Source organism: Dyella japonica, assembly GCF_040545895.1.
Taxonomy (GTDB): domain Bacteria; phylum Pseudomonadota; class Gammaproteobacteria; order Xanthomonadales; family Rhodanobacteraceae; genus Dyella; species Dyella japonica_D.
The window spans coordinates 79,957-106,120 of record NZ_JBEPMU010000004.1; the positions used below are offsets into that span (position 1 = coordinate 79,957).

Annotated in this window: 20 protein-coding genes; 8 read left to right on the top strand and 12 right to left on the bottom strand. The window is 65.1% G+C overall.

Annotated features, from left to right (window positions below; genetic code table 11):
• Nucleotides 1-60: 60 nt before the first annotated feature.
• From nagA to ABIC75_RS13695, 4 genes are all read right to left on the bottom strand, one after another.
• Complete coding sequence (gene nagA, locus ABIC75_RS13680) at nucleotides 61-1,215, bottom strand: N-acetylglucosamine-6-phosphate deacetylase (RefSeq protein WP_354014430.1); 1,155 nt, start codon at nucleotides 1,213-1,215, stop codon at nucleotides 61-63.
• Nucleotides 1,215-2,249 (bottom strand): SIS domain-containing protein, encoded by a 1,035-nt coding sequence (locus tag ABIC75_RS13685; RefSeq protein ID WP_354014431.1) that lies wholly within the window; start codon nucleotides 2,247-2,249, stop codon nucleotides 1,215-1,217. The genes nagA and ABIC75_RS13685 overlap by 1 nt, the downstream gene beginning before the upstream one ends.
• Nucleotides 2,250-2,312: 63 nt before the next feature.
• Nucleotides 2,313-3,365 (bottom strand): LacI family DNA-binding transcriptional regulator, encoded by a 1,053-nt coding sequence (locus ABIC75_RS13690; protein WP_354014855.1) that lies wholly within the window; start codon nucleotides 3,363-3,365, stop codon nucleotides 2,313-2,315.
• 90 nt (nucleotides 3,366-3,455) lie between these two features.
• Nucleotides 3,456-4,742, bottom strand: a complete 1,287-nt coding sequence (locus ABIC75_RS13695) for a sugar MFS transporter (RefSeq protein WP_354014432.1) — start codon at nucleotides 4,740-4,742, stop codon at nucleotides 3,456-3,458.
• A gap of 205 nt (nucleotides 4,743-4,947) precedes the next feature.
• Here ABIC75_RS13695 and ABIC75_RS13700 point away from each other — a divergent pair, with 205 nt between their 5' ends.
• The 3 genes from ABIC75_RS13700 to ABIC75_RS13710 all read left to right on the top strand — a co-directional run bounded on the left by ABIC75_RS13700 (nucleotide 4,948) and on the right by ABIC75_RS13710 (nucleotide 9,141).
• On the top strand, nucleotides 4,948-5,202 hold the full coding sequence (locus ABIC75_RS13700; RefSeq protein ID WP_354014433.1) for a hypothetical protein: 255 nt from the start codon (nucleotides 4,948-4,950) through the stop codon (nucleotides 5,200-5,202).
• A complete protein-coding gene (gene glk / locus ABIC75_RS13705) occupies nucleotides 5,199-6,284 on the top strand; it encodes a glucokinase (protein WP_436407928.1) in 1,086 nt (361 codons plus the stop codon). The genes ABIC75_RS13700 and glk (ABIC75_RS13705) overlap by 4 nt, the downstream gene beginning before the upstream one ends.
• A gap of 94 nt (nucleotides 6,285-6,378) precedes the next feature.
• Entirely contained in the window at nucleotides 6,379-9,141 is a 2,763-nt protein-coding gene (locus ABIC75_RS13710; protein WP_436407929.1) for a TonB-dependent receptor, read from the top strand.
• Nucleotides 9,142-9,213: 72 nt separating this feature from the next.
• Here ABIC75_RS13710 and pcp read toward each other — a convergent pair whose 3' ends face one another.
• From pcp to pxpB, 6 genes are read right to left on the bottom strand one after another with little or no spacing between them, the layout of a single operon-like run.
• Nucleotides 9,214-9,867: a pyroglutamyl-peptidase I gene (gene pcp / locus ABIC75_RS13715; RefSeq protein ID WP_354014435.1), complete on the bottom strand. Its 654-nt coding sequence runs from the start codon at nucleotides 9,865-9,867 to the stop codon at nucleotides 9,214-9,216.
• A gap of 27 nt (nucleotides 9,868-9,894) precedes the next feature.
• A complete protein-coding gene (locus tag ABIC75_RS13720; protein ID WP_354014436.1) occupies nucleotides 9,895-10,863 on the bottom strand; it encodes a 5-oxoproline transporter, DUF979 family subunit in 969 nt (322 codons plus the stop codon).
• A 2-nt stretch (nucleotides 10,864-10,865) separates the two neighbouring features.
• Nucleotides 10,866-11,561 carry a DUF969 domain-containing protein gene (locus tag ABIC75_RS13725; protein WP_354014437.1) on the bottom strand — a complete coding sequence of 232 codons (696 nt, stop codon included), beginning with the start codon at nucleotides 11,559-11,561 and terminating at the stop codon, nucleotides 10,866-10,868.
• On the bottom strand, nucleotides 11,558-12,349 hold the full coding sequence (locus ABIC75_RS13730) for a LamB/YcsF family protein (RefSeq protein WP_354014438.1): 792 nt from the start codon (nucleotides 12,347-12,349) through the stop codon (nucleotides 11,558-11,560). Before ABIC75_RS13730 ends, ABIC75_RS13725 begins: the two co-directional genes overlap by 4 nt.
• On the bottom strand, nucleotides 12,346-13,329 hold the full coding sequence (locus tag ABIC75_RS13735; protein WP_354014439.1) for a biotin-dependent carboxyltransferase family protein: 984 nt from the start codon (nucleotides 13,327-13,329) through the stop codon (nucleotides 12,346-12,348). Before ABIC75_RS13735 ends, ABIC75_RS13730 begins: the two co-directional genes overlap by 4 nt.
• Nucleotides 13,326-14,054 (bottom strand): 5-oxoprolinase subunit PxpB, encoded by a 729-nt coding sequence (gene pxpB / locus ABIC75_RS13740; RefSeq protein WP_354014440.1) that lies wholly within the window; start codon nucleotides 14,052-14,054, stop codon nucleotides 13,326-13,328. Before pxpB ends, ABIC75_RS13735 begins: the two co-directional genes overlap by 4 nt.
• Before the next feature lie 615 nt (nucleotides 14,055-14,669).
• Between pxpB and glk (ABIC75_RS13745) the strand changes: the two genes are divergently transcribed.
• The 5 genes from glk (ABIC75_RS13745) to ABIC75_RS13765 all read left to right on the top strand — a co-directional run bounded on the left by glk (ABIC75_RS13745) (nucleotide 14,670) and on the right by ABIC75_RS13765 (nucleotide 24,026).
• A complete protein-coding gene (glk, locus tag ABIC75_RS13745) occupies nucleotides 14,670-15,743 on the top strand; it encodes a glucokinase (RefSeq protein WP_436407930.1) in 1,074 nt (357 codons plus the stop codon).
• Nucleotides 15,744-15,875: 132 nt separating this feature from the next.
• Nucleotides 15,876-18,689, top strand: a complete 2,814-nt coding sequence (locus ABIC75_RS13750) for a TonB-dependent receptor (RefSeq protein WP_354014442.1) — start codon at nucleotides 15,876-15,878, stop codon at nucleotides 18,687-18,689.
• Nucleotides 18,690-18,793: 104 nt separating this feature from the next.
• The gene (locus ABIC75_RS13755) at nucleotides 18,794-20,635 is read left to right on the top strand and encodes a glycoside hydrolase family 9 protein (protein ID WP_354014443.1); all 1,842 of its coding nucleotides are present in this window, start codon (nucleotides 18,794-18,796) and stop codon (nucleotides 20,633-20,635) included.
• 20 nt (nucleotides 20,636-20,655) lie between these two features.
• Complete coding sequence (locus ABIC75_RS13760) at nucleotides 20,656-22,956, top strand: family 20 glycosylhydrolase (protein ID WP_354014444.1); 2,301 nt, start codon at nucleotides 20,656-20,658, stop codon at nucleotides 22,954-22,956.
• Nucleotides 22,953-24,026 (top strand): acyltransferase family protein, encoded by a 1,074-nt coding sequence (locus ABIC75_RS13765; RefSeq protein ID WP_354014445.1) that lies wholly within the window; start codon nucleotides 22,953-22,955, stop codon nucleotides 24,024-24,026. The genes ABIC75_RS13760 and ABIC75_RS13765 overlap by 4 nt, the downstream gene beginning before the upstream one ends.
• Before the next feature lie 31 nt (nucleotides 24,027-24,057).
• Here ABIC75_RS13765 and ABIC75_RS13770 read toward each other — a convergent pair whose 3' ends face one another.
• Nucleotides 24,058-25,446: a sensor domain-containing protein gene (locus ABIC75_RS13770; protein ID WP_354014446.1), complete on the bottom strand. Its 1,389-nt coding sequence runs from the start codon at nucleotides 25,444-25,446 to the stop codon at nucleotides 24,058-24,060.
• A 111-nt stretch (nucleotides 25,447-25,557) separates the two neighbouring features.
• Complete coding sequence (locus ABIC75_RS13775) at nucleotides 25,558-26,067, bottom strand: Lrp/AsnC family transcriptional regulator (protein WP_354014447.1); 510 nt, start codon at nucleotides 26,065-26,067, stop codon at nucleotides 25,558-25,560.
• Nucleotides 26,068-26,164 lie beyond the last annotated feature (97 nt).

Below are 26,164 nucleotides of genomic sequence, written 5' to 3' on the forward strand. Positions count from 1 at the left end.
GGATTGGCTGCTCACGGAAACGCTTGAACAGGCGCAGATTGCCGTGTCGCGTAGCCGACATTAGGTGTCGTAACGCACGCCCGAAATCCATGTCTCTGTGACTACCAGGCCATCATCGAGCACGGCGAAATCCGCATGCTGGCCGGCGACAAGGCGACCGTGCGTGCGGTCGAGTCCCAGCCAGGCGGCGGGGTACGCGCTCGCCATGCGCGAGGCCTCGGCCAGCGGCAGCCCGACCATCTCCACCAGGTTGCGCACGCCGGTCGCCATGTCCAGCGCGGAACCGGCGAGCACGCCGTCGTCGCTCTGGCAGACGCTGTCGCGAGCAACGATGGTCTGGCCGTTGAGCACGTACTCCGGGTTGTCCGAACCCACCGGCGGCATCGCGTCGGTGACCAGCACGCTCTTGCCCTTGGCCTTGGCCGCAATGGCTACGCGCAGCGCGACGGGATGCACGTGATGGCCGTCCACGATCAGGCCGCACCAGCTGTGCGGATCGTCCAGCGCCGCGCCGACCACGCCGGGCTCGCGACTGCCGAGCGGCGTCATGGCGTTGTACAGGTGCGTGAAACCGGTGACGCCCGCATCGAGCGCCGCGCGCGTGATGTCGTACGTCGCCGCGGTGTGGCCCGCGACCACGATGACGCCTGCTTCGCTGAGCTGGCGAATGGTATCCATCGGCACTTCTTCCACCGCAAGCGTGAGCATCACCACGCCGCGACGGTTGCGCGTGATGGCGGCGATGTCATCGGCATCGGGCAGGCGGAACAGCTTGGCGTCGTGGATGCCCTTGCGCGCGGTGGCGAGGAACGGGCCTTCGAGATGGATGCCGAGCACGCCCGGCACGCCTTGTTCGATGGCGGCGTCCACCGCATCGAGCGCCTTGCGCATCACCTCGGCAGTGTCGGTGATCAGCGTGGGCAGGAAGCCGGTGGTGCCGTACTTGCGATGCGCGGCGCCCATGGTCGCCAGTGCCTCCACCGTGGGCTCGGCGTTGAACAGCACGCCGCCGCCGCCGTTGACCTGCACGTCGATGAAGCCGGGCAGCAACAGGTGGCCCTTGAGATCGTGCGTCTTCGCGCGGGTGATGCGTGCGTCGTCGGCTCGCGTGATCGCTTCGATGCGATCGCCGCGCACCAGCACCGCCAGTCCGCCTTGCGGGCCGTGGTCGGTTAGGACGCGACCGTTGATGAGTGCGGTGAGTGGCGTGCTCATTACATCGTCTCCGTCACCTTGCGCAGATGCGGCGGTACGTCAGGATCGAAACCGCGTGCGAGCGACAGCGCGCTGGCGGCGCGATAGAAACTCTGCACGGCGAGCAGCGGCGTCACGATGGGCGCGATGTTGTCGGGCAGCGGCAGCTTGTCGGGATCGTGGTTGCCGGGCGCGGCGATGAACACGCGCGCGCCGCGCGAGCGGAACTCGTTTGCCACGGCGATGGTGTTGTCCTGCGTGCCGTCGCCCTGCGCGAAGAACAGCACCGGAAAACCTTCGCCCACGATGGCCATCGGGCCGTGTTTCACTTCGGCGGCGCTGAAGGCCTCCGCGTGGAGTCCGCAGGTTTCCTTAAGCTTGAGCGCGGCTTCCAGTGCGGCGCCGAAACCGAAGCCACGACCGACCACAAACAGGCTGCTCGCATTGGTGAGGCCTTGCACCATCGCGCTCCAGTCGCAGTCCCAGCCACGACGCAGATCATCCGGCAGTCGATTGACCACTTCGTGCAGCGTCGCGTCGTTGCTCCAGTGCGCGGTGAGCTGCAGCACGGCGGCCAGCGTGGCGAGATAGCTCTTGGTGGCGGCCACGCTCAGTTCCGGGCCCGCGCGCAGTGGCACGAAGGTGTCGGCCATCTGTGCCAGCGGCGAATCTTCCACGTTCACCAGCGCCACCACGTGGGCGCCGGCATCCTTCGCGGCCTGTGCGCTGCGCAGCAGGTCGGGGCTCTTGCCCGATTGCGAGATGGCGACGAACAGCGCGCCGTCCATGTGCAGGTCGGCATCGTAGATGGAGGAGATGGACGGCGATGCAGAAGCAGTGATCAGCCCCAGGCGCGTTTCGAACACGTACTTGGCGTAAGCGGCCGCGTGATCGGAACTGCCACGCGCACAGGTGACGATGAAGCGCGGCGGCTTGGCCCGCAGCTGCTCGCCGAGCGTCTTGAGTATCTGCGCGTTCTCGCGCAGCTGGCGCTCGACCACGGCGGCCGCCTCGTGGGCCTCGCGGTACATCAAAGTGTCGCTTGCTTCTTTCATCGTCCTATCTCGGTGACATGCACGAGGCGCATGCCGCGAGGCCAGAGGTGCGCGAGCGCGACCTCAGCCCTTGCGGGGCGCCGGGGTTTGCGGCGGCGCGGTGGATCCACGCACGACCAGTTCGGGTACAAAACATTCGCTGTGCGGCAGCTCGACGGCGGCGCCGGCCTTGCGCTGCAATTCGGCCATCAGCTGCAGCGCGGCGTGGCGGCCGATGTCGCTGGTGGACTGGCGTGCGGTGGTGAGTGCTGGCCATGCCTGCTTGGAGAACGGGCTGTCCTCGAAGCCGGCGATGGAAAGGCCCCACGGCACATCCAGCCCGCTGGAGCGGGCGGCGGCGAGCACGCCGGCGGCGATTTCATCGTTGCTGCCGAAGATGGCGGTGGGCGGATCCTTCAGCGCGAGCAGCTTGCGTGCGCCGCGGAAACCATCGTCGAACGCATAGCGGCCGGGCAGCACCAGCTTCTTGTCGAGCGGCAGGCCGTAGTCGCGCAGCGCGTCGGCATAACCCTGGTAACGCTCCGGGCTGGAACGGTGATGCGGTTCGCCCCACAGGAAGCCGATGCGCTTGTGGCCCATCTGGATCAGGTGTTCGGTGATCGCGTACGCCGCGCTGCGGTCGTCGATGTAGACGCATGGCGCGCCATCGTGAGGATCGTCGCGCGAGGAAATGATGCGCACGAAGCTGATGTCGTTGGCGATCAGCGTGTTGACCAGCTCGGCCTGCTCGGACATCGGCGGCGCCAGCACCAGGCCTGCCAGGCGATTGCGCTCCACCAGCGCGCACAACTCCGCGGCGAGGTCAGGCGACGTCGAATCACACGGATGGATCAGCAGGCCGAAACCGCGCTCGCGACAGGCGGACAGCACGCCGTCCTGCATGCTGATCACGTAGTGCGCATTCGGGTTGTCGTAGACCAGCCCGATGGCATAGGCGTGCGTGCTGCGCAGGCCGCGCGCGGAGGGATTGGGCTGGTAGCCCAAGGCCTCGATCGCGCGTTCGACCTTTTCGCGCGTGTCGGCGCGCACCGAGGCTTCCCGGTTGATCACGCGCGAGACGGTCTTGAGCGAAACGCCCGAACGCTTGGCGACGTCCTTGATGGTGGGGTTGCGCAACACAAGAAACTCCAGCAAAACGGGGGAAGTGCATCGTAGCCCAGCGGAACCTTGCCTGCGGGTGGCGCGGCTTGCGCGCCAGCCCTGGGCTCAGCGTGCGTGCTGACCGACGCGGTGCCCCCTCATGCCGTAATAGAGGATGTACAGGTAGCAGGGCACCATCAGTGCCATGAATACCAGTTGGAAGTTGAAGTGCTGTTTCAGGTGCACGAACAGCTGCGGCACCAGGGCACCGCCCGCGATGGCCATGATCAGCAGCGCCGATCCGCGCTCGGTGAGGCGACCGAGGCCATGGATGGCGAGCGGGAAGATGGCTGGCCACATCATGGCGTTGGCAAAACCCAGGGCGGCGACAAAGCCTACCGACGTGTGGCCGGTGGTCACGTACGCGCCTATGGTGAACAGCACGCCGAGCACGGCGGATACGGCCAGGTAGCTCTGCTGCGAAATGAAGCGCGGAATCAGCACCAGGCCGGCGAGGTAGCCGGCGAGCATGGCGATCAGCGTGTACGAGGTGAAATGCTTGGTCTCATCCAGCGGCAGGCCAAAACCCTGGCCATAGGTGCCGATGGCGTCGCCCGCCATCACTTCCACGCCCACGTAGAGGAACAGGCACAGCACGCCCAGCCACAGGTGCGGAAAACTGAAGATGCCGCCCTTGGCGTGGCCGATGTCCGACTCGGCGTTGGCGCCCGATGGCTTGATCTCCGGCAGCGGCGAACGGACCACCCAGATCGCCAGCAGCACCAGCAGCGCCGCCATGATCATGTACGGCATGTGGATCTTGGCGGCGAACGCATTGAGCAGCGCTTCCTTCGCTTCCGGCGAGGGTGCGGCCTTCACCTGCGTGTCGAAGGTGTCGATGCCGGTGAGCACCAGCGCACCGAACACGAACGGCGCGAGGGCGCCGGCCACCTTGTTGCAGATGCCCATGAAAGCGATGCGCTGCGCGGCGCTGTCGATGGGGCCGAGAATGCTGATGTAGGGATTGGATGCCGTCTGCAGCAGCGCCAGGCCGGCGCCGATCACGAACAGGCCGACCAGCGCCGGATAGAAGATGCGCATGCTCACGAACTGGCCGAACAGCACCGCGCCAATCGCCATCACGAACAAGCCCAGGCCCATGCCCTTCTTCATGCCGGTGCGGCGAAGCACGCTGGACGAAGGGATGGCGAGGAAGAAATACGAGAAATAGAACACCAGCGGCACGAGGAAGGCGGAAACGTCATCCACGTTGAAGGCGAGCTTCACAAAGGTGATCAGCGGTCCGTTGAGCCAGGTCACGAAGCCGAAGATGAAGAACAGCACGCCGATGATGAGCATCGGCACCACGCTGGAAGCGCGCGACTCGCCAGCGGCAACGGTGTTGGCAGACATGGATGGACTTAACTCCCCGCGGATTGCCGCTGAACGATGGACCAGCAGTGGCCCGATTCCCCCGAAAGCCCTGCCCTCGGCGCACGGCGGAGGGCGGGATGAGCGAGTTATCGGTGCTATGCGTAACGTTGTCAAATTCTGACACGAGCAAGCCATCCAAAGGTGCACGCATCGGTGGTCGCAAGGACCCCCGTGAAAGCCTGCCGTGCTGCGCCGCAATGGTCCCGGTTTGGCAGCAGTTGCGCCCGCTTCAGTAGTTAAAAATCCCTTTGATTACATGGTGTTGCACTGCATCATGTTTTTGCGGCGCAGGCGTCATTTGCTGCGATTGCTGGGCTGCGCCAAATCCTTGTTTCGCATGAAAAAACGGTCTGTTGACAACGTTGTCATCCGTGACGAGACTCGGGCCAAAATCGGGTCGCAGGTCGTGCAATGCGACAAGGGAATGACGAGGGGATGACGGTGGCGCAAAGCAGCAACCACAGTCTGGAGGCACGTCGGCTGGCGCTTCCTGCGGGGGTGTTCCTGGCGGCGGACGTCGGAGGAACGCACGCTCGCATCGGACTGGTGAGCCGCGATCCGGACGGCACGCGCCCGGTGACGGTGCTGCAGTACCACCGCTATGCCTGCGCGGAGTGGCCGAGCCTCACTGCCGTGCTGCAGGACTTCGTCGGACAGCTCGACCGTTCCGTGCACGTGAGCCGCTGCGCCGTGGCCAGCGCGGGTTATGTGCTGGGCGACGCCATCGTCAACGACAACCTGCCGTGGCCCGTCTCCATTCGCGACATCCGCGACAGCCTGGGCATCGAACAGCTCGCCGTCGTCAATGACTTCGAAGCCGTGGCCTATGCCACGCAGTTCCTCAGCCAGGCCGACACCACCGCGGTGATCGACACCGAAGCGCTGCCGGCCGAAGGTCCGGTGCTGGTGATGGGCCCCGGTACCGGCCTGGGTTCGGCCGTACTGCTGCCCGGCAAACCGCACGCCACCGTGCTGGCCACCGAAGCAGGCCAGATCGCGCTGGCGCCGGGCAACGAACGCGAGATCGAGATTCTTCGTTATCTGGCACGCGACCGTGCGTACGTGTCGTTCGAACACGCGCTGTCCGGCCCTGGCCTGCTCAATCTCTATCGCGCGTTGTGCGTGTTGCGTGGGCAGGCACCGGTACTGACCTTGCCCAGCCAGGTGACGCAGTCGGCGCTGGAGCGCAGCGATGACGCGGCGGTGGAAGCGCTGGACGTGTTCTGCGGCCTGCTCGGCAGCTTCGTGGGCGATCTGTGCCTGCTGTACGGCGCGCGCGGCGGCGTGTTTCTCGCCGGCGGGATTCTTCCGCAGATCCGCGACGTGCTGCTGGCCAGCAGCTTCCGCCAGCGCTTTTTCAACAAGGGCGTGATGCGCGCCTTTCTGCAACAGGTTCCCGTACGACTGATGGAGCACGGCCAGCACGGTGTCATCGGCGCCGCCGGGCTGTTCCTCGATCTGCAAGACGGAGAGGGCGCCCTCACGGGCTCTCGCGCCGGGGAGAGCGCAGTAACCAGGTAGCACACATCAACTGACCGGGCGCAAGCCCAAACGCCACGTAGCAGCCGGACGTCCCACACATCCGCTGTCGTAACGCCTTCGAGGGGAGGAAACCATGTCACACCGTAGAACATTGCTAGCCGCGAGTATCGTTGCCGGACTGTGTATCTCCATGTCGCTCCAGGCGCAGGATGCGCCGCAGACCGGTACCACCACCACGCCACCGGCCACCACACAGCAGACGCCGGACCAGTCGCAAGCCAAGCAGCTCGAAACGGTGACCGTCACTGGCATCCGCGCCAGCCTGCAGCAGTCGCTGGACACCAAGCGCAATGCGGACGCCATCGTCGACGCCATCACGGCCGAAGACATCGGCAAGTTCCCCGCCACCAACGTGGCCGAAGCGCTGGCGCAGATTCCGGGCGTCACGCTGGATCGCGCATTTGGCGCCACGCAGCGCGTGAGCATCAACGGCATCGATCCCAGCCTCAACCTCTCGTTCCTCGATGGCCACCCGGTGGCGCAGGCCATGTGGCTGTACGGCGACAGCCCCAACCGCGGCTTCAACTACTCGCTGCTGCCGCCGGAAATCCTCGGTTCGCTGGAAATCTACAAGAGTCCGGAAGCGCGCCTGCCGGAAGGCAGTCTCGGCGGCACGGTGATCATGCACACCATCCAGCCGCTCGACGTGCCGGCCAACACGCTCAGCGGTTCGTTCGGCGTGAACTACAACGACATGGTCGAGCAGAGCCGTCCGAACGCGTCGCTGTTCTACAGCTGGCACAACGCCGACAAGACCTTCGGCGCGGATGTCTCCCTCTCGCACTACGAGCAGAAGACCGATCGCCAAGGCCAGGAAATCTTCGGCTATACGCCGGTATCGGCCATCGCCGCCGCCAATCCGGCCATTGCAGGACAGATCGCCGCCGGCACGCTCAAGGCATCCGACCAGATGCCGACGGAACTCAACGCGGCCGATTTCCAGCAGACCGAGAAGCGCAGCAGCATCCTGGTCAACCTGCAGTACAAGCCGAACGATCACTTCGAAAGCACGCTCAGCCTGCTGTACATGACCGATCGCCTCGACAACCTCAACGTGTCGATGTACCCGATCGCTGGCTTCAACTACGCCGGTATCTCGCACCTCACCGAAGGCCCGAACGGCATCGTGGTGGCGGGCACGCAGGTCGGCACGCCGTGCTTCAACACCACCTCGTGCACCAGCACGGCCGAAACCTTCATGGATAACGACGCACGCAAGTCGTTCATCCGCACCAAGGGCGCCGACTGGCGCGGCACCTACAAGGGCGATGGCTGGCGCATCAACGGCCAGTTGGGCGTGAGCACTTCGGACAACACCATCACGCAGGCCTTCAAGGAACTGTTCTACGGCGGCGGTTTCGACTGGAACATCAACAAGGGCTTCAACTACACCGACCTAGCCTCGGCAAACAACCCGTCCTATTGGGCGGACAACAACTTCGGCGGCAACATCGGTTACAAGCCGTACAAGGCGCGAGACGAATATGCCCAAGCCGATTTCACCAAGGACTTCGACGGCTTCTTCAACAGCCTGCAGGTCGGCGCACGCTGGGCGTCGCACTGGGAAAGCCAGTCGCTGCTGATCGACAATGTGGGCGTGCCCAACCAGACGCTCAATGAAATCGGTTATGGCGGCATCAGCAACCTGAGCGGCGCATCGAGCATCGGCCTCTCCGGCAGCACGGTACATCACGTGCAGACGCTGGGCTTCCAGTCGATCTACAACGCCGTGCTCGACGGCAACCAGTTGAGCTCCAACGACCCGGTCGACTACTGGGACAACACCTTCAACGTGCAGCAGCAGAACAGCGCGGGCTTTGCCCAGTTGAACTTCGGCAACGACAACGTGCACGGCAACCTCGGCGTGCGCTTCGTGCACACCAAGATCGATTCCTTCGGCTACAACGTGCCCAGCACTTGCAGCACCTGGGATTGCGTGTTCCCGCCGGGCTTTGGCTATGTCGGCACCACCAGCACCTCCAACGACTGGCTGCCGGCGTTCAACGTCGCCTGGAACGTAACGCCCGACATCATCCTGCGTGGTGCCGGTTCCGAGACGATTGCGTACGCGCCGTACAACCAGCTGGCGCCGTACTTCGAAGCCAACGACACCGTGCTCACCGCCACGGCCGGCAATCCCAACCTCAAGCCGTATCGTTCGGTGAACTTCGATCTTTCCGGCGAGTGGTACTTCAACAACGAGTCGGTGATCGCGGTATCTGGCTTCTACAAGAACGTGCTGAACTACGTGGTCAATGCTGCCACCGTGCAGGGTCGCCAGAACGGCTCGTGGGCGGAACTGATCCAAGGCTCCACCGGCCAGATGCTGGTGAATAACGGCATGTGTACGCTCGAAGGCTTCTGCCAGTACAGCGTGTCCGCGCCGATCAACGGCGGCCGCGCCAAGGTGAAGGGTGCCGCGATCAGCTACCAGCAGGCGTTCGGCGACAGCGGCTTCGGCGTGCGTGCCAACTTCACCTATTCCGATTCGAGCACCGCGGCCGGCGGCCCGCTGCCGTACAACTCCAAGGACTCGTACAACCTCTCGCCGTATTTCGAGAAGGGCCCGTACAGCGCCAGCATCGCGTACAACTATCGCAGCAAGTACCTCGCAGGCGGTTACGTGGCCGGTGCGCCGGATTCGTATACCGACAGCTACAAGGAACTCGATGCCTCGCTGGGCTACAAGTTCAACGACCACATGTCGGTCACGTTCGATGCGCTGAACCTGCTCAACTCGACCTACAAGCAGTTCTACGGCGCTCAGATGACCGAGCTCGCGAACGAATACGCCAGCGGTCGCGAGTACATCCTCGAAGCGCACTTCAAGCTCTGATTTACCCAAACCTCCCCGGTAAGGGCCTGGCATGTTGCCAGGCCCTCTTTTTATGCGCGGCTGGCGTGGTGCTCAGTCGAGCGTGCCGGCGCCGAAGCGTTCGTCCGCCTGCTGCGTGGCGGCCACGCGCAGCGCAATGGAGAGCGCGCGCACCACATCGTCCTGGCTCATGCTGGGTGCGTTCGGAAAACGCGCGGCCTGCGAAGGCAGGTAGGGAATGTGGATGAAACCCGCCCGCAGGCCGCGATGCTGCGCGGCCAGATGCAGCATCAAGTAAGCCACGTGGTTGCACACAAAGGTGCCTGCGGTGTTCGACACTTCGGCGGGCAGGCCTTCGGCGAGCAAGGCCTTCAGCATGGCCTTGATCGGCAGCGTGCTGAAGTAGGCGGCGGGTCCGTCGACAACGATGGCGTCGTCGATGGGCTGGGCACCGGCGTTGTCCGCGATGCGTGCGTCCTGCACGTTGATCGCCACGCGTTCGAGCGACAACCGACTGCGTCCACCGGCCTGGCCCACGCCGAGCAGGATGGCCGGTTCGACGTCATCCACCGCCAGCGCCAGCTCGCGTTGCGAGTCGGCGAAGATCGTCGGCAGCAGGCGCGCGACCACGCGATGGCCGCCGATATGCTTGCCGTCGAGTTCGCGCACGGCTTCCCACGACGGGTTGATGTCTTCATTGCCGAAGGGAGTGAATCCGGTCAACAGAATGCGTGGCGATGACGTCATGGTTGCAATGCTCGGGGCGTGCGTCGATTAGCGAAAGACCAGCGCCCACATGATGAGGAAGGTGGCGACGAAGATGCCGGCCGCGCTCCACGCCTGCGCGCGGATCACGCCGTAGGGGTTGCGCAGCTCCAGCAAGGCCGCGGGCACCAGGTTGTAATCGGCGGCCATGGGCGTGAGCAGCGTGCCGCAATAGCCGCACAGCATGCCCATGGAACCAAGGATGGCCGGACTTGCACCGTACCGCTGCACCAGCAGCGGCAGGCCGATGCCGGCCATCATCACCGGAAACGCGGCGAAGGCATTGCCCATGATCACGGTGAACAACACCATGCCCAGCGCGAACACCAGCAGGCACATGAAGGCGTTGCCTTCGGGCAGGATCATCTGCGCCAGCGCCGAGATGGCCGCGCCCACGCCACTCTGCGTGAACACCTCGCCCAGCGCCGCCAACAGCAACGGCAACAGCGCCGCCCAACCGATGGCATCGAGCAGGCGTCGGCCTTCCGACACACCCTGACGCAGCGGCGCCTGCGCCACGCGCGCTGCCGCGAACAGCGCCACCACGCAGGCGAGGGTGAGTCCGGTCAGTGTCATCTGCGGCTTGGCGAACAAGGCGAGGCCGCCGAGGGAAAGGTGTTCCCCGAGCAAGGCCACTAGCAAGGTCACCAACGGAATCAGCAGCGCCGGCACGAACAGCTTGTGACCCAGGCGAGCGGCCGACGCCATGCGCGCTGACGCGCTCGCCGTTTCCGGATGCGCCTGGCGGCGCAGGCGCGGCGCGAGCAAGGCCAGTGCGATCACCATGCCGCCGGCGATCTGCGCAGGCAGCACGTTGCCGGCCTTCTGTTCGGCCAGCACCAGGTCGCCACCGGCAAACAGCAGGCCGAGCAAGGCCCAGAACGCCGCGCGCCAGAGCTGTCGTTCGCGCGCATTGCGCCACGCCGTGTAGAACAAAAAGGCTGCGATCAGCCAATACGCATATTCGATACGCAGCATGCTCAGGCTTCCTCGCCCGCGCGATTGGCCTGCGCGCGCCGTTGCAGCCGGCGCTGGAACAGCCAGACGCGCACCGACTGGATCACGAAGGCCGCGATGGCCGTGGGCAGCGCCCACAGGGCGATCGACAGCGGCGTGAGATCGATGCCGTGCTGCGCGTAGAAACCCTGGATCAACAGCACGGCGCCGAGCGCGATGAACACATCCTCGCCGAAGAAGCGGCCGATGTTGTCGGTGGCCGCGGCGACGGCGCGCACTTCGTCGCGCTCGGCGTCGCTCAGTTCCGGATGGATCTTCTCCGCAGCGGCTTCACTCATCGGCGTGAGCAAGGGCCGCACGGTTTGCGCGGCGCCCGCCACGCCGGTGAGTCCCAGCATGGCGAGCAGTTCGCGCACCAGCAGATAACCGATCAGCAGCCGCGCCAGCGTCATGCCGCGCAACCGTCCCATCCATTGCTGCGCATGCTCGCGCAAGCCGGCGTGTTCCAGCAGGCCAATGGCAGGCAGGGTGAGCATGAACAGCAGCAACATGCGCGAAGACACGAAGCTCTTGCCCAGCAACGCCAGCAGCTCAGGCAGGTGCAAGCCTGCCAGTAAGCCGCTGACGAGCGCCGCGCAAACCACCACGGGAACCGCATTGAAACGCAGTGCAAAGCCGATCACGATGACCGCGACGCCGAGCAGCGGCCAGTAATTCATGCGTGCGCCTCCGTGGCGCGTGGCGGCGCGATGCCGATGTCGGCCGCCTCCAGTGCGGCGCGCAGCTGGCGGGCGAAGGCGACCGCGTGCGCGCCATCGCCGTGCACGCACAAGGTGTCGGCCTGCAGCGTGACAATGCTGCCATCGACCGCGCGAACCTGGCCCTCGCGCGCCATCGCCATGGCCTGGGCAATGGCTTCGTCGCTTTCCTGGATCACCGCGTCAGGCTCGCGCCGTGGCTGCAGCGAACCATCGGGTCGGTAGCGCCGGTCGGCGAATGCTTCGGCCGCCACGGGAATGCCCGCGGCGATGCCGGCGTCGATCAACGCCGAATTGGCGAGGCCGAACAGGCACAATGACGGATCGAAATCGCGCACGGCGCGGGCGATCGCTTCCGCCAGCTTCATGTCACGTGCCGCCATGTTGTAAAGCGCGCCGTGCGGCTTCACGTGGCGCAGGCGCGTGCCCGCGGCCTGTGCGAAAGCCTGCAGTGCGCCGATCTGGTAGAGCGTCATGGCGTAGGCTTCGTTCGGCGTCACCGCCATCTCGCGTCGACCGAAGCCCTGCAGATCGGGCAGCGACACATGCGCGCCGATGGCCACGTCGTGCTGCACGGCCAGGGCCACGGTGCCGCGCATGATGTCCGGATCGCCGCCGTGAAAGCCGCAGGCGATGTTGGCGGAGCTCACGATGGCCAGCAGCGCGGCGTCGTCGCCCATGCGCCACGCGCCGAAGGATTCGCCCAGGTCGCTGTTGATGTCGATGGTCTTGGCGGTGGCAATCTTCATGCGGATTCCAGACGTTGTTCGATGCGTTGAAGCAGGCGTCGCAGCGAGGTATCCCGTTCGCCGAGGCGTTGCAGCGCCTCGTCCAGGGTGGTCTCCCGGAAGGATACGGTATCGCCTGGCCGCCGCTGCGCCAGGCGCGGCAGATCCACGGCGGCGAGCTGCCCGATGCGCGGATAACCGCCCGTCACCGGCGCTTCTGCCAGCAACAGGATGGGCTGGCCCGAGGGCGGCAGCTGCAGGGTGCCCGGCAGCGTCGCTTCGGAAATCAGTTCCAGCGGTTGGCGCAGGCGCAGCGGCGCGCCGTCCAGCCGGTTGCCGGTGCGGTTGCTGTCCTTGCTGACCATGAAGCGCTGGGTGAACAGGGCGTGTTGCGAGGCATCGTCCAGCGCATCCGCGTGATGGCCGCGCATCAGCGCCAACGGTTCGCGTGCATAGTCGAGCCACGGTTGCGGGTCGAGTCCCCAGCGCAGCGCCTGCATGCCAGGACCCGCGTGAAACCACGGCACCGAAGCGTGCTCGCCGATGGCAAGGACATCGCCCGCCTTCACGGCCTTGCCGTGCAACGGACCCACGCCCGCATGCAGATCAGTGCTGCGGCTACCCAGCACTAACGCGCCGTCGAAGCCGCCGCGCACGGCGAGATAGCTGCGGCAACCATGGCGCATGCCGCCGAGGCGAAGCACGCTGCCGGCAGGCAGGAAGCATGTGCTCCATGCCGGCAGCGGCTGGCCTTCCACGCGCGCTTCGATAAGCGCGCCGGTGAGCGCCACGATGGCGTCCTGCTGAAAGCGCAGCGTGGGACCGGCCAGCGTGATCTCCAACGCGGCTTCGTCCCCCGCGTTGCCCACGAGGGCATTCGCCAGTCGCCACGCGGGTTCGTCCACCGCACCGGCGCGGCCCAGGCCGAGGTGCGCATACCCGCGGCGCCCGGCATCCTGCAGGCTGGTGAGCAAGCCGGGCTTGATCACTTCGACGCTCATGCGCTCGCGCTCGCGCTCGCATCGTCGGCGAGTCGCCCGTACTCGCGTTCGTCGATGGCGCGGAAGCGCACATGGTCGCCCGGCTGGAGCAGCGAGGGCGAGGCGACGGCGAGATCGAACAGCCGCACCGGCGTGCGCCCGATCAACTGCCAGCCACCCGGCAGCGCTTGCGGATAGATGCCCGTCTGCTGCCCGCCAATCGCGACGCTGCCCGCGGGCACGCTGGTGCGGGGGTTGCTTCGACGCGGCATGGCCAGCGCGGGATCGAGGCCGAGCAGGTAGGGAAATCCTGGGGCAAACCCAAGCATGGCGACGCGATAGATCGCCGCCACGTGGCGCGCCACCACCTCGTCCGCCGACATGCGCGCATGCGCGGCTACCTCGGGCAGATCCGCGCCCGCGTCGCCGCCGTACCACACGGGAATGATCACTTCGCGCGTCGCAGTTTCCGTCGAGGAACTCGCGTTCCAGGCTGCGGCGATCACGTGTTGCAGGCGCTCCGCACAGAAGCGGCCGTCATCATCCAGCCAGTGGGTCACATCGAAGCGCAGCAACAGGCTGGCATAGGCCGGTATGCATTCCACGTTGAGGAGGTTCGCGCGCAGCCTTGCTGCCGCAGCGTGTACGCGGTTGTTCACATCAGCATCGATCGTGTCGCCGAAACGCAACAGCCATGCGTCCTCGGCCAGTGCTTCGATCTGTACGTCCGCCAGTGGGAAGGTCACGCGCGCACCTGCCCCGCACCGTCGTTCTCTGCACGTGTGCCGAATTCTCTTGTGTGCATCGACATGGGGCGATTCGTGAGAGGGGATGAGTCGAGTGCTGAGTGTTGCAGAAGCGATTGCGTTTGCCGACTTGCACTGCGGCAGGGCGCGCCTGCGCAAGACCTCGCCGTCTCCATCGCAAGCTGTGTCGAAAGGCGGCTCGCCGCCGCATGGCTTTGCGATGACGGCGGCGCATGTTTGTGTGCGCGGTGAATGCGTGGCACGTGAAATTGCGTCGCATGCTTCTGCGGTCCGGTGACTTCGCAACGTTGTCAAACGGGGACGTCTCCACCTGCCATGGCAGTCAAAAAGAGGCCGAAAATCCCCCCTTTTGGGAGCGGAAATGGCTGGCGTAGGTCAAGCGTCATGAGTGCCGTCGTGGCGCGCTGCGAGAGGGTTTTTCTGTGGCTTGTCTGGATGCCATAAAGACTTATAAAACATATGGTTAAGCGCGATAACCTGGGGCGGATTGCGGTACCGGAAGGACGAGGATGTTGCCCCGCCGCATAGGCCTTTTTCGTATGTGCCGGATGGATTGTTGACAACGTTGTCAGCCATTACCCAGACTCCGGCCAAATGGGGTCGCGTTCACAGGAACGTGACACAGGGATGACGAGGGGATCGCAAGTGGTCGAAGGGGTCAGCCACAGCGCACGTGAGTTCTTGGCGCAAGAAGCCATGTTTCTCGCGGCGGACGTCGGAGGAACGCACGCTCGCATCGGGTTGGTGAGCCGCGATCCGGACGGCACGCGCCCGGTGACGGTGCTGCAGTACCACCGCTATGCCTGCGCGGAGTGGCCGAGCCTCACCGCCGTGCTGCAGGACTTCGTCGGTCAGCTTGATCGCAGCGTGCACGTGAGCCGCTGCGCCGTGGCCAGCGCCGGCTATGTGCTGGGCGACGCCATCGTCAACGACAACCTGCCGTGGCCGGTCTCCATTCGCGACATCCGCGACAGCCTCGGCATCGAACAGCTCGCCGTCGTCAACGACTTCGAAGCGGTGGCCTATGCCACGCAGTTCCTCAGCCAGGCCGACACCACGGCGGTCATCGACACCGACGCATTGCCCGCCGAAGGTCCGGTGCTGGTGATGGGCCCCGGTACCGGCCTGGGTTCGGCCGTACTGCTGCCCGGCAAACCGCACGCCACCGTGCTGGCCACCGAAGCGGGCCAGATCGCGCTGGCACCAGGCAACGAACGCGAGATCGAGATTCTTCGTTATCTGGCGCGCGACCGCGCGTACGTGTCGTTCGAACACGCGCTGTCCGGCCCCGGTCTGCTCAACCTCTATCGCGCGCTGTGCGCGTTGCGCGGACAAGCACCGGTACTGACCTTGCCCAGCCAGGTGACGCAGTCGGCGCTGGAGCGCAGCGATGACGCGGCGGTGGAAGCATTGGACGTGTTCTGCGGCCTGCTCGGCAGCTTCGTGGGCGATCTGTGCCTGCTGTACGGCGCGCGCGGCGGCGTGTTTCTCGCCGGCGGGATTCTTCCGCAGATCCGCGACGTGCTGCTGGCCAGCAGCTTCCGCCAGCGCTTCTTCAACAAGGGCGTGATGCGCGCCTTTCTGCAACAGGTTCCCGTACGACTGATGGAGCACGGCCAGCACGGTGTCATCGGTGCGGCTGGCTTGTACCTGGACGGACGCACGTAAAAACCGCGCAAGACGAAGTACCGATTTAGCACCACACCGTTGCACTGAACCGGGCATCTGCCCAGACAGCCACGCCGCAGCCGGACGACCCACAACATCCGCTGCAGAAAACGCCTTCGAGGGGAGGACACCATGTCACACCGCAAGACTCTACTAGCCGCCAGCATCATCGCCGGACTCTGTCTGTCCGGTTCGCTCTATGCCGCCGACAACACGCCTGCGGCGCAGCCGGCCGCATCGGGCCAGGACAACGCACAGACCACCGCCGAAAAGGCCAAGGCCAAAGAGCTCGGCACGGTCACCGTGGTCGGCATCCGCGATTCGGAAGCCGAGTCGCTGAACCTCAAGAAGGCCGCTAACTCGCACATCGAAGTGATCACCGCCGAAGACATCGGCAAGCTGCCGGCCAAGAACGTGGCCGACACGCTGCAGCGCCTGCCCGGCATCAACATCAGCTCGTCCAGCGCCAGCGAAGGCGGTTTCGACGAGAACGATCGCGTGAGCCTGCGTGGCACCAACCCGAGCATGACGCAGACGCTCGTCAACGGTCACACCGTGGGCACCGGCGACTGGTTCGTGCTGAGCCAGGTGCAGACCGTGGGCCGCAGCGTGAGCTACAGCCTGCTGCCGTCGGAAATCGTCAGCGAAGTCACCGTGCACAAGACGTCCGAAGCCAAGCTGCAGGAAGGCGGCAGCGCGGGCACCGTGGACATCACCACGCGCAAGCCGCTGGAGTTCGCCAAGCCGTTCACCGCACAGGCGTCGATCGGTGGCGTGTATGCGGATCTTCCGGGCGATACCAAGCCGCAGTTCAACGGCCTGGTGAACTGGAAGAGCGACGACAACACCTTCGGTGTGATGGCGCAGGGCTTCTATGAGAAGCGCAGCCTGCAGCGCGATGGCCAGGAAATCGTGGGCGGCTACAGCCAGATCGGCGCGACCGATGCCATTGCCGTGGCGCACCCGGAGCTGGCGGGCAAGTACTACCCGAACCTGATCGGCCAGACGTTGTTCACGCAGACGCGCACCCGCAAGGGCGGCACGATCGACATCGAGTGGAAGCCGCTCGACAACCTCACGCTGAACCTCGACAGCTTCTACTCCAAGCTGGAAGCGGACAACTTCAACCGCAACTACATGCTGTGGACGAGCAAGTTCGTCGCCAGCGGCGCGCAGCTGCAGCCGGGTTATCAGGTGAAGGGCAACGTCCTCACCAACGCGAACTTCGGCAAGCCGTCGGCCACCGACGTCTGCACGCCCGCCACTGCTACCTCGTCGGCCGTGTTGTGCGCCGATACGCCGTACGGCGTGTACGACCAGATCTCGCGTCCGGGCGCTTCGTCGTCTTCCGCGTTCACCACGCTCGATGCCGAATGGCGCGCCACCGACCACCTGACCTTCACCGGCCAGGTCGGTACCACGCAGGGCAAGGGCAACAGCGACGAGCAGAACGTCAGCGAGCTGGGCTTCGGCGCCGGCGCCGGCGCGAGCTGGGGCATGCGTGGCACGGGCAATCCGACCAACTGGTCGATCGGCGGCGACAACACCACGCCGTCGGGCATCATTCCGTCGGCTGGCTGGATCTTCGGCGACCAGAACATCCACGTGAAGGACAAGGAAAACTTCTTCCAGGCCGACGGCGAATACGCCTTCGACAGCTCGCCGATTTCGCTGAGCACGCTCGACTTCGGCATTCGCTATTCCGATCACACCCGTGAGAACAAGACCGACATCGGTCAGGGTCCGACCGGCGACTGGCAGAATCCGGCCAACTATCCGACCAGCTGGAAGAACTATCCGGGCAGCTTCAACAGCGATCTGGGCGTGAATGGCCCCGGTCCGGCCTGGTACTACAGCGAGGGTGATCTCGCCGCGTTCGATGCGAAGTACGCCAACCGCGATCCGGTGACGCGCTTCAACTGGCAGAACATCTACAAGGTCAACGAGAAGGACACGGCGGCTTACCTGCAGGCCAACTTCTCCGGTGAACGCTGGAGCGCCAACGCGGGCTTCCGTTACGTCTATACCAAGGAAGACATCAACTACAACTCCAGCGCGGTGTCCAATTACACCGTGGCCGGCCCGATCACGGGCTCCGCGTTTGGCGACTACTACAAGAACACGTACAAGCACAGCTACGACAAGCTGCTGCCGAGCTTCAACTTCCGGTACAGCCTGACGGACGACCTGCTGGCACGCTTCGCCGGCTCGCAGACCATGACGCGCCCGGACTACTCGGCACTGGCCGGTTCGTACTCGCTCGACGACCTCACGCACACCGGCACCGGCGGCAATCCGCAGCTCAAGCCGCTGATCTCGACCAACTTCGATGCGTCGCTGGAGTGGTATTTCGCTCCGCGTGGCCTCGTGTCGGCCGGCGTGTACAACATGCAGCTGAGCGATTACATCAACTTCGGTAACCAGAACATCCAGTTCAAGGACCAGCAGGCCAGCAACACGGCCGGCCGCGATGTGTTCTCGACGTACCAGGTCAGCGTGCCGACCAACGTCGATGGTCACGTGAAGGGCGTGGAGTTGAACTACATCCAGCCGATCGGCGACAACTTCGGCGTGCAGACCAACTACACCTACGCCAGCGGTTCGGCGGACAACGGCGCGCCGTTGCAGGGCACCTCGAAGAACACGTTCAACGTGTCCGGTTACTTCGAGAACCAGATGTTCAACGCCCGCATCAGCTACACGTACCGTTCGTCGTTCTACGCCGGCGTGAGCCGCACCGACACGTTCTACCAGGACGGCATCGGCAACCTGGCGGCATCGTTCGGCTACAACATCAACTCGTGGCTGTCGCTCACTCTGGACGCCATGAACCTCAACAACCCCAAGCTCAAGTACTACACGCCCAGCGACAAGTACGGCAAGCAGCCGTATGCGTTCTACGTCAATGGCCGCCAGTACTACTTGAACCTGCGCTTCAAGATCTAACTTAAGGCTTCCTCCCCGCCACCGGGCCCGGCACACTTGCCGGGCCCGATTTTTCTTCGGGGATCGGAAAGCCGCTGTTCCAAGAACCTGCTGGAGTCGATGGCATGATGCAACGTCGTGTTCTTGCGGTTGCCTTGCTGGTGTTCGTCGCGCACGGCGCGGCCGCATCGGAAGGGAAGGTGCTGGTCGACCAGGTGGGTTACGACACCGGTGCGATCAAGCAAGCCATCGTCACCGGCGACGCGGCAGCGTCCGCGCAGGCTTTTCGCGTGGTAAATGCCGATACCGGTGCCGTCGCACTGCAGGGCACGCTGTCGCCCACGGGCAAGGTGGCCCGATGGAGCGATGACGGCTACGCCATCGCCGATTTCAGCATGGTGCGTACACCCGGCCACTACTACGTTGAATTGCCGCAAGGCGGTCGCGAATGGCGTTCGTGGACATTCGACGTGCAGGACAACGTGCTCGAGAGGAACACGCTCTCCAACGTCGTCTACTACTTCAAGGGCCAGCGTTCCAGCGGTCTGCTGGACAAGGCCGATACGCATCTTCCGCATCCCGACGGCACGCCGGGAACGCTCGATATCCACGGTGGCTGGTACGACGCCACGGGCGACTACGGCATCCACCTGTCGCACCAGAATCCGACCAGCTACTTCAACACCCAGCAGTTGCCGCTCGCCGCGTGGAGCCTGCTGCGCACCTGGCAGCAGCTGGAATCACGCAACGACAAGAATTTCCGCGAGTACGACCGTCGCCTGCTCGACGAAGGTTTGTTCGGCGCCGATTTCCTGGTGCGCGACAAGCGCCCCGATGGCTCGTTCTATCAGTCCATCGACGGTCCCGGCCCCGGCAAGCTGCCGCAAGACCGCCGCATCGGCGATCCGAACTGGCGCACGCAGATCAAGCTGAAGCCCGGCGACCATACCGAGCGCGTCGACGAACCTGCGCATGGCCCGCATGCCTACGAGGCGAGCTTCCGCGCCGGCGGCGGCATGGCCATCGCCACGCTCGCACTCGCTGCGCGCACCGGCGTGGACGGCGATTTCACCTCGAAGGATTACCTCAAGGCTGCGGAAGACGCTTACCGTTTTCTTGACGCGCACAATCGCGAGCTGACCAACGACGGCAAGGACAACATCACCGACGACTACTGCGCCTTGCTCGCTGCGGTGGAGCTTTATCGCACCACGCACAACGAGGCTTGGCGAAAGGCGGCGGATGCACGGGCCGATCATCTCCTCGCGCGGTTGATCACACACGGCGGCCATCGCGACTACTGGCGCGCGGATGATGGCACGCGTCCGTTCTTCCATCCTTCGGATGCCGGGCTGCCGGTGGTGGCGCTGGTGGAATACGCGGGCATCGCCGATGCGAAACGCCAGGCGAAGGTGCGCGACATCGTGAAGCGTTCGCTCGCCGCCGAGCTTGCCGTCACGGGCGAGGTCAACAACCCGTTCGGTTATGCACGGCAGCTGGTGCGCGGTGGCGATGGCCGGGTGCGCACGGCGTTCTTCTTCCCGCACGATACCGAGGCGGCACCGTGGTGGCAGGGCGAGAACGCGCGAATCGCCTCGCTGGCCGCCGCGGCGCGCATGGCAGCGCCGCTTTACACCGGCGCCGGCGATGAAGCGTTTCGGCAGCAGCTGCAGGCCTACGCCTGGAACCAGCTGCACTGGATACTCGGCCGCAACCCGTACGACAGCAGCATGCTGATGGGCAGCGGCCACCGCAACGCGCCGTACATGTTCTTCGACTCGTACGCGTACACCAACGCGCCGGGCGCGATCATCAACGGCATCACCGCCGGCCTCACCGACGACGAAGGCATCGCCTTCGATCTCGGCTACGCGCAGACCGGCAAGGACGACGACTGGCGCTGGACCGAGCAATGGTTGCCGCATGATGCGTGGTACCTGTTCGCCATCAGCCTTCCCCACGATTGACGTCGCAAGCGAGACGAACGATGAAGAAGACACGCTACGTGCTGGCCCTTGCCCTGGGTGGACTCAGCGCCTTCGCCCATGGCGCCGCGCCGGTGAACCTGATCCCCATGCCGGCACAGCTGAGTGTTTCGGGCCAAGGCTTCACGGTGACGCCGCAGACCACCATCTTCGTCGACCCGGGCGATCCGGCCGCGCGTCGCACGGCGGAATACCTTGCCTCGCTCACGGCGCATACGCGTCATCTTCAAATGCAGGTGAAGGCCGGAGACGCCGACGCCGGGGCGATCGTGCTCAAGCTCGATCCGAAGGCCCCGATCACAAGCCCGGAAGGCTACACGCTTGATGTCTACAGTGCGGGTATCCGCATCGTGGCGCGTGACGAAGCCGGCTTGTTCTATGGCGCCGTCACCGCATGGCAGCTGATGACGCCGTCGCCGGGAACGGGCGACGTGCGCGTGGAGCCGGTGCACATTCGCGACGAACCACGCTTTGCGTGGCGCGGCATGATGCTGGACTCCGCGCGCCACTTCCAGACGCCGGCCGAAGTGCGCACCGTCATCGACCAGATGGCGCAACACAAGCTCAACACGCTGCACTGGCATCTCACCGATGACCAGGGCTGGCGCATCGAGATCAAGCGGTATCCGGAACTCACGCGCATCGGTGCATGGCGCACGCCGCCCACGCTGGGCAAGAAGGCCGGGGCGGGCCGTTACGGCGGTTTCTATACGCAGGACGACATCCGCGCCATCGTGGCGTACGCCGCCGAGCGCCACATCACGGTGGTGCCGGAGATCGACATGCCGGGGCACGCGCAGGCGGCGGTGGCGTCGTATCCGGAACTCGGCGTCACCGGCACGCGTCCGCCGGTTTCGCCGGACTGGGGCGTGAACCCGTACCTCTACAACGTCGACGACAACACCGTGCACTTCCTGCAGAACGTGCTCGACGAAGTGATGGCCTTGTTCCCCTCCACCTATATCCACGTGGGTGGCGACGAGGCGGTGAAGGACCAGTGGAAGGCATCGGCCGCCGTGCAGGCGCGCATGCACGCGCTGGGCATCAAGAACGAGGATGCGCTGCAGACCTGGTTCATCGATCAGATGGGTGGGTACCTCACGGCGCATGGCCGTCGCCTGATCGGCTGGGACGAAATCCTCGAAGGCGGCATACCCGCGAGCGCCACGGTGATGTCGTGGCGCGGCACGCAGGGCGCCATCGATGCGGCCAAGCAAGGCCACGACGTGGTGCTGTCGCCGGCGCCGCAACTCTATCTCGACCAGATGCAGAGCGATCTTCCCGACGAAACCACCGGTCGTCTGCCATCGATGTCGCTCAAGAGCTACTACGACTTCGAGGCCGTGCCCAAGGCGTTGAACGCAGCGCAGGCGAAACACGTGCTCGGCATGCAGGCCAACATGTGGACCGAGCACATGCCCACGCTGCGTCACGTCGAGCACGCCGTGTTCCCGCGCATGGACGCATTGTCCGAAGCCGCATGGACGCCGGCAAAGGAACGCGACTGGCACGGTTTCCTCGACCGCCTGCCGTCGCAGCTGGCGCGCTATCGCATGCAGGACATCGCCTATGCCGACAGCGCCTTTGCGCCGTCCATCGAGGTCGATCGCAATGCGGCCATCGCCAGCGGCCACGCGAACGTCACGCTGTCGAACCAGGCGAAGTACGGCGGTGTGCACTACACCACCGATGGCAGCGAACCGAATGCTTCCTCACCGTTGTACGTGCGTCCGTTCGCCGTGAACCTGCCTACGACCATCAAGGCCGTGGCGCTCGCTGCCGACGGCACGCCGTTGGCCGACGTGCGCACGCGCGTGCTCGATCTGCCATCGCTGCGCACACGTGGCACCGGCGAGCTGGAGAACTGCCCGGGCAGCGATTTCCGCCTGCGCGTGCAGCCCACGCCTGACGCCACCAGCATGGCGCCCACATACCTGATCAACGTGTTCGACAACTGCCGCATGTATCGCGCGGCGAAGCTGGACGGCATGGCGGCGATTCGCGTGGATACGGCCACGCTGCCGCGCAATTACCAGTTGGCGCACGACGCCAAGCTGGTGAAGGCATACACGTCGGCCACGCCGCAGGGCGAACTGGTGGTGCGCATGGACAGCTGCAAGGGCAAGCCGCTGGCCTCGCTGCCGTTGCCCACCGATCAGCCGGCCACGTTCACCCTGCAGGGCGCCATGGCGAAGCAGGCGGGCACGCATGACCTGTGCCTGGTATTCACCTCGCCCATCACGGGGCCGATCTACGGCGTGGGCGCCGTGACGCTGGTGCCGGCCGAGAAGGCGGCGCCTTGAGCAGCGTGCTTCGTCGCCTCGCTTCGGTCGACGCCCTGCGTGGATGCACCGTCGCGCTCATGTTGCTGGTCAACGATCCGGGTGACTGGGAGCACGTGTATTGGCCGCTCGAACATGCACAGTGGAACGGTTGCACGCCAACGGACCTGGTGTTTCCGTTCTTCCTGTTCGTGGTGGGCGTTTCCATTGCGCTCGCCATCGGGCCGCGCGTGGAGCAGGGCGCGGACAAGGGCGCACTCGCGCGCGCGGCCATGAAGCGCGGCTTGCGCATCCTGCTGCTTGGTGTGGCGATCAATGTGCTGGCATGGTGGATCATGCCGCATGCGCATCTGCGTTTTCCCGGCGTGCTGCAGCGTATCGGCGTGTGCTTTGCGGGCGCGGCGCTGTTCGCGATCTACACCCGGCCGCGCGTGCAATGGATCACCATCGCCGTGTTGCTGCTCGGCTATTGGGCGCTGCTGTTGGCGGGCGGTTCGCTCGAACCCTTCGCCAACATCGTCAGCCGCACCGACTTCGCCATCTTCGGTCACACGGTTTATCTGATCGATCCGGCGACGGGTCGCGGTCATGATCCGGAGGGCCTGCTGGGCTGCCTTCCTTCGCTTGCCACCAGCCTGCTCGGTTTGCGTGCCGGCCAATGGCTGCGCGAGGAGAACAGAAAGGCGCTGATGCTATCGGGCGTCGCGTGGCTGCTGCTGGGTTTCGCGTGGTCGCTGGTGTTCCCGCTCAACAAGAACCTATGGACGTCGTCGTTCGTGTTGTGGACGGCGGGCTGGGCCACGCTCGCGCTGCTGCTGTTCCACGTGCTGATCGACCAGCACGGTTGGCCGGCCGTCGGGCGACGCTTTGGCGTGAATGCGGTGGCGGCCTATGCGGGTTCGGAGCTGATGCAGATCGTGCTGCCGGGCCTTGGCCTGCAGGACGCGCTCTATCAGCACGCGTTCGCCGGCTGGATCACGCCGATGGCGGGACCTTATGTGGCGTCGCTCGCCTATGCCATCGTGTTTGTCGCGGTGTGGTGGGTGATCGTCTACGCGATGGATCGCAGGAAGATCTACCTCAAGCTCTGATCGGCGCGCCGGCGATGTGCTGGCGCGTGCATCAGTGCGGCGAAGCGAAACTCGATCGTTCGCCGTCGTCGGCCAGGTCGGTGAGTATCGCCACACGCACGCGGTTGCCGCCTTCTTTCTTGACCTGGTACATCGCCGCATCGGCGGCGCGCGTGAGATCGCGCGACGTGCGTCCGTGCAGCGGGTAGGTCGCCACGCCCACGCTGGTCGATGCGTGCAAGGTGCGATCGGCCAGCTGGAACGGCGTGTTGATGGCGGCGCGCAGTTTCTCGGCCACCTGGATGCTGTCCGCCACCGATTGCAGGCGACACAGCAGCACCACGAATTCATCGCCGCCCATGCGCCCCACCACGTCGCCTTCGCGCAGGTGGCTGCGGATGCGCTGCGCCACTTCGCACAGCAGCAGGTCGCCGGTGTGGTGGCCGAAGCGGTCGTTCACCTGCTTGAACTTGTCCAGGTCGATATAGAGCAGGGCCAGGTTGCCGCCGAAGCGCGTCACGTTTTCCAGTGCTGCCTCGAACTGCTGGTGGAACAGGTCGCGGTTGGCCAGGTCGGTGAGCGGATCGTGGCGCGCGATGTGGTGCAGCCGCGCCTCGGCCTGTTTGCGTTCGATAGCGGCGGCCACCTGCGTGGACACGAACTGCAGCAGTTCCTTGTCGGCCTCGGTGTAGCGCGTGGCATCGGAATAGCTCTGCACCACCAGCGCGCCCACCGCGCAACCCTGCGAGCACAGCGGCACGCCCAGCCAGTGCAACGCATCGCTGCCGATCACAGGCAGCGACGGATCGGATGGCGCGCCCGGGGTGACCAGCAAGGCCTGCCCGGTGCGAATGAGTTGCGCCGTCAACGAACCGGAATCGATGCTTTGCGCGGGTGGTGCGCTGTCGTGCTCATCGACGAAATACGGAAAGCTCAGCTCGCCGTGCAAAGGGTCGTACAGCGCCACGAAGAAATTGTTCGCCGGCAGCAGCGTGCCGACGATGCGGTGGATCTCCTCGTAGAGCGCCGGCAGGTTGTCCGCCGTGTGGGCTGCCTCGGAGATGGCGTGCAGCGCGGCGGTCATCGACTCGGCGCGTTTGAGCGCGGTGATGTCGCGCGCCACGGCGATGCGCATCTGGTCGGGTTCCGACCAGCGCGCGGACCACATGATGTGCACCACCGAGCCGTCCTTGCGGATGTAGCGGTTCTGGAAGTGCGACTGCGGCTGGCCGGCCATGATTGCCGAGGCCACTTCCATGGTGGCTTCGCGGTCATCCGGATGCACCAGCTCGATCATGCGGCGGCCGATCACTTCCTCCGGCCTGTAGCCGAAGATGCGCTCGTACGAGGCACTGACGAAGACGTATCGCCCTTCCGTGTCCACGACACAGATGGCATCCCACAGGAGATCCATGATCTTGTTGAGTAGGGCGATTTCCATGGGGCGCGTCCGGACGGCTACCACTGGCTCGAAGTTGGCGGTATCCAACGGTGAGGCAAGATGCGTGCCGGAAGCCCGGTGGCTGGTCGTCTTCCAGCCTGGCAACGAAGGCTATTCGTCGAGCAGGGCGCGCGCCGTATTCCACATGGTACGGGTAAGCGGTCGGTTCTCGTGGGGAGTCTGCAACACCACGAGCGTCGTGGTGCTGATGCTGGCATGGATCTTCAGCAGGCGGTCCAGCACGATTTCCAGGTGCTGGATGGACATGGCCACCACGCGCAGCAGGGCCGAGTCCTCGCCGGCCAGGCGACGGCAGTCGAGCACTTCGGGAATGTCCGCCACCAGCGCGCCCACGCGGGCGCAAATGCCGCCATCGCAGCGCAGGCGGATCATGGCGTCGATCTCATAGCCCAGCTTGCGCGGGTTCACCACGGCCCGGTAACCGGCGATCACCCCGGCTTCTTCCAGGCGTTTCACGCGCTCGGCCACGGCTGGTGCGGAGAGTTTCACCTTGCGTCCCAGCTCGGCGTAACCCAGGCGGGCGTCCTGCTGCAGGGCCTCCAGCAGCAGCCAATCCGTGGCATCCCAAATCGGTTTCGATTCAAAGGTGACTGCGTTCATGGACATTTCGTTCGTTGGCGAAACATCCTCATCCTACGCTGATTCATCATTCAAGCGAAACGCGGCGGAACTTACGATGCGCAACATTCGCCACCGG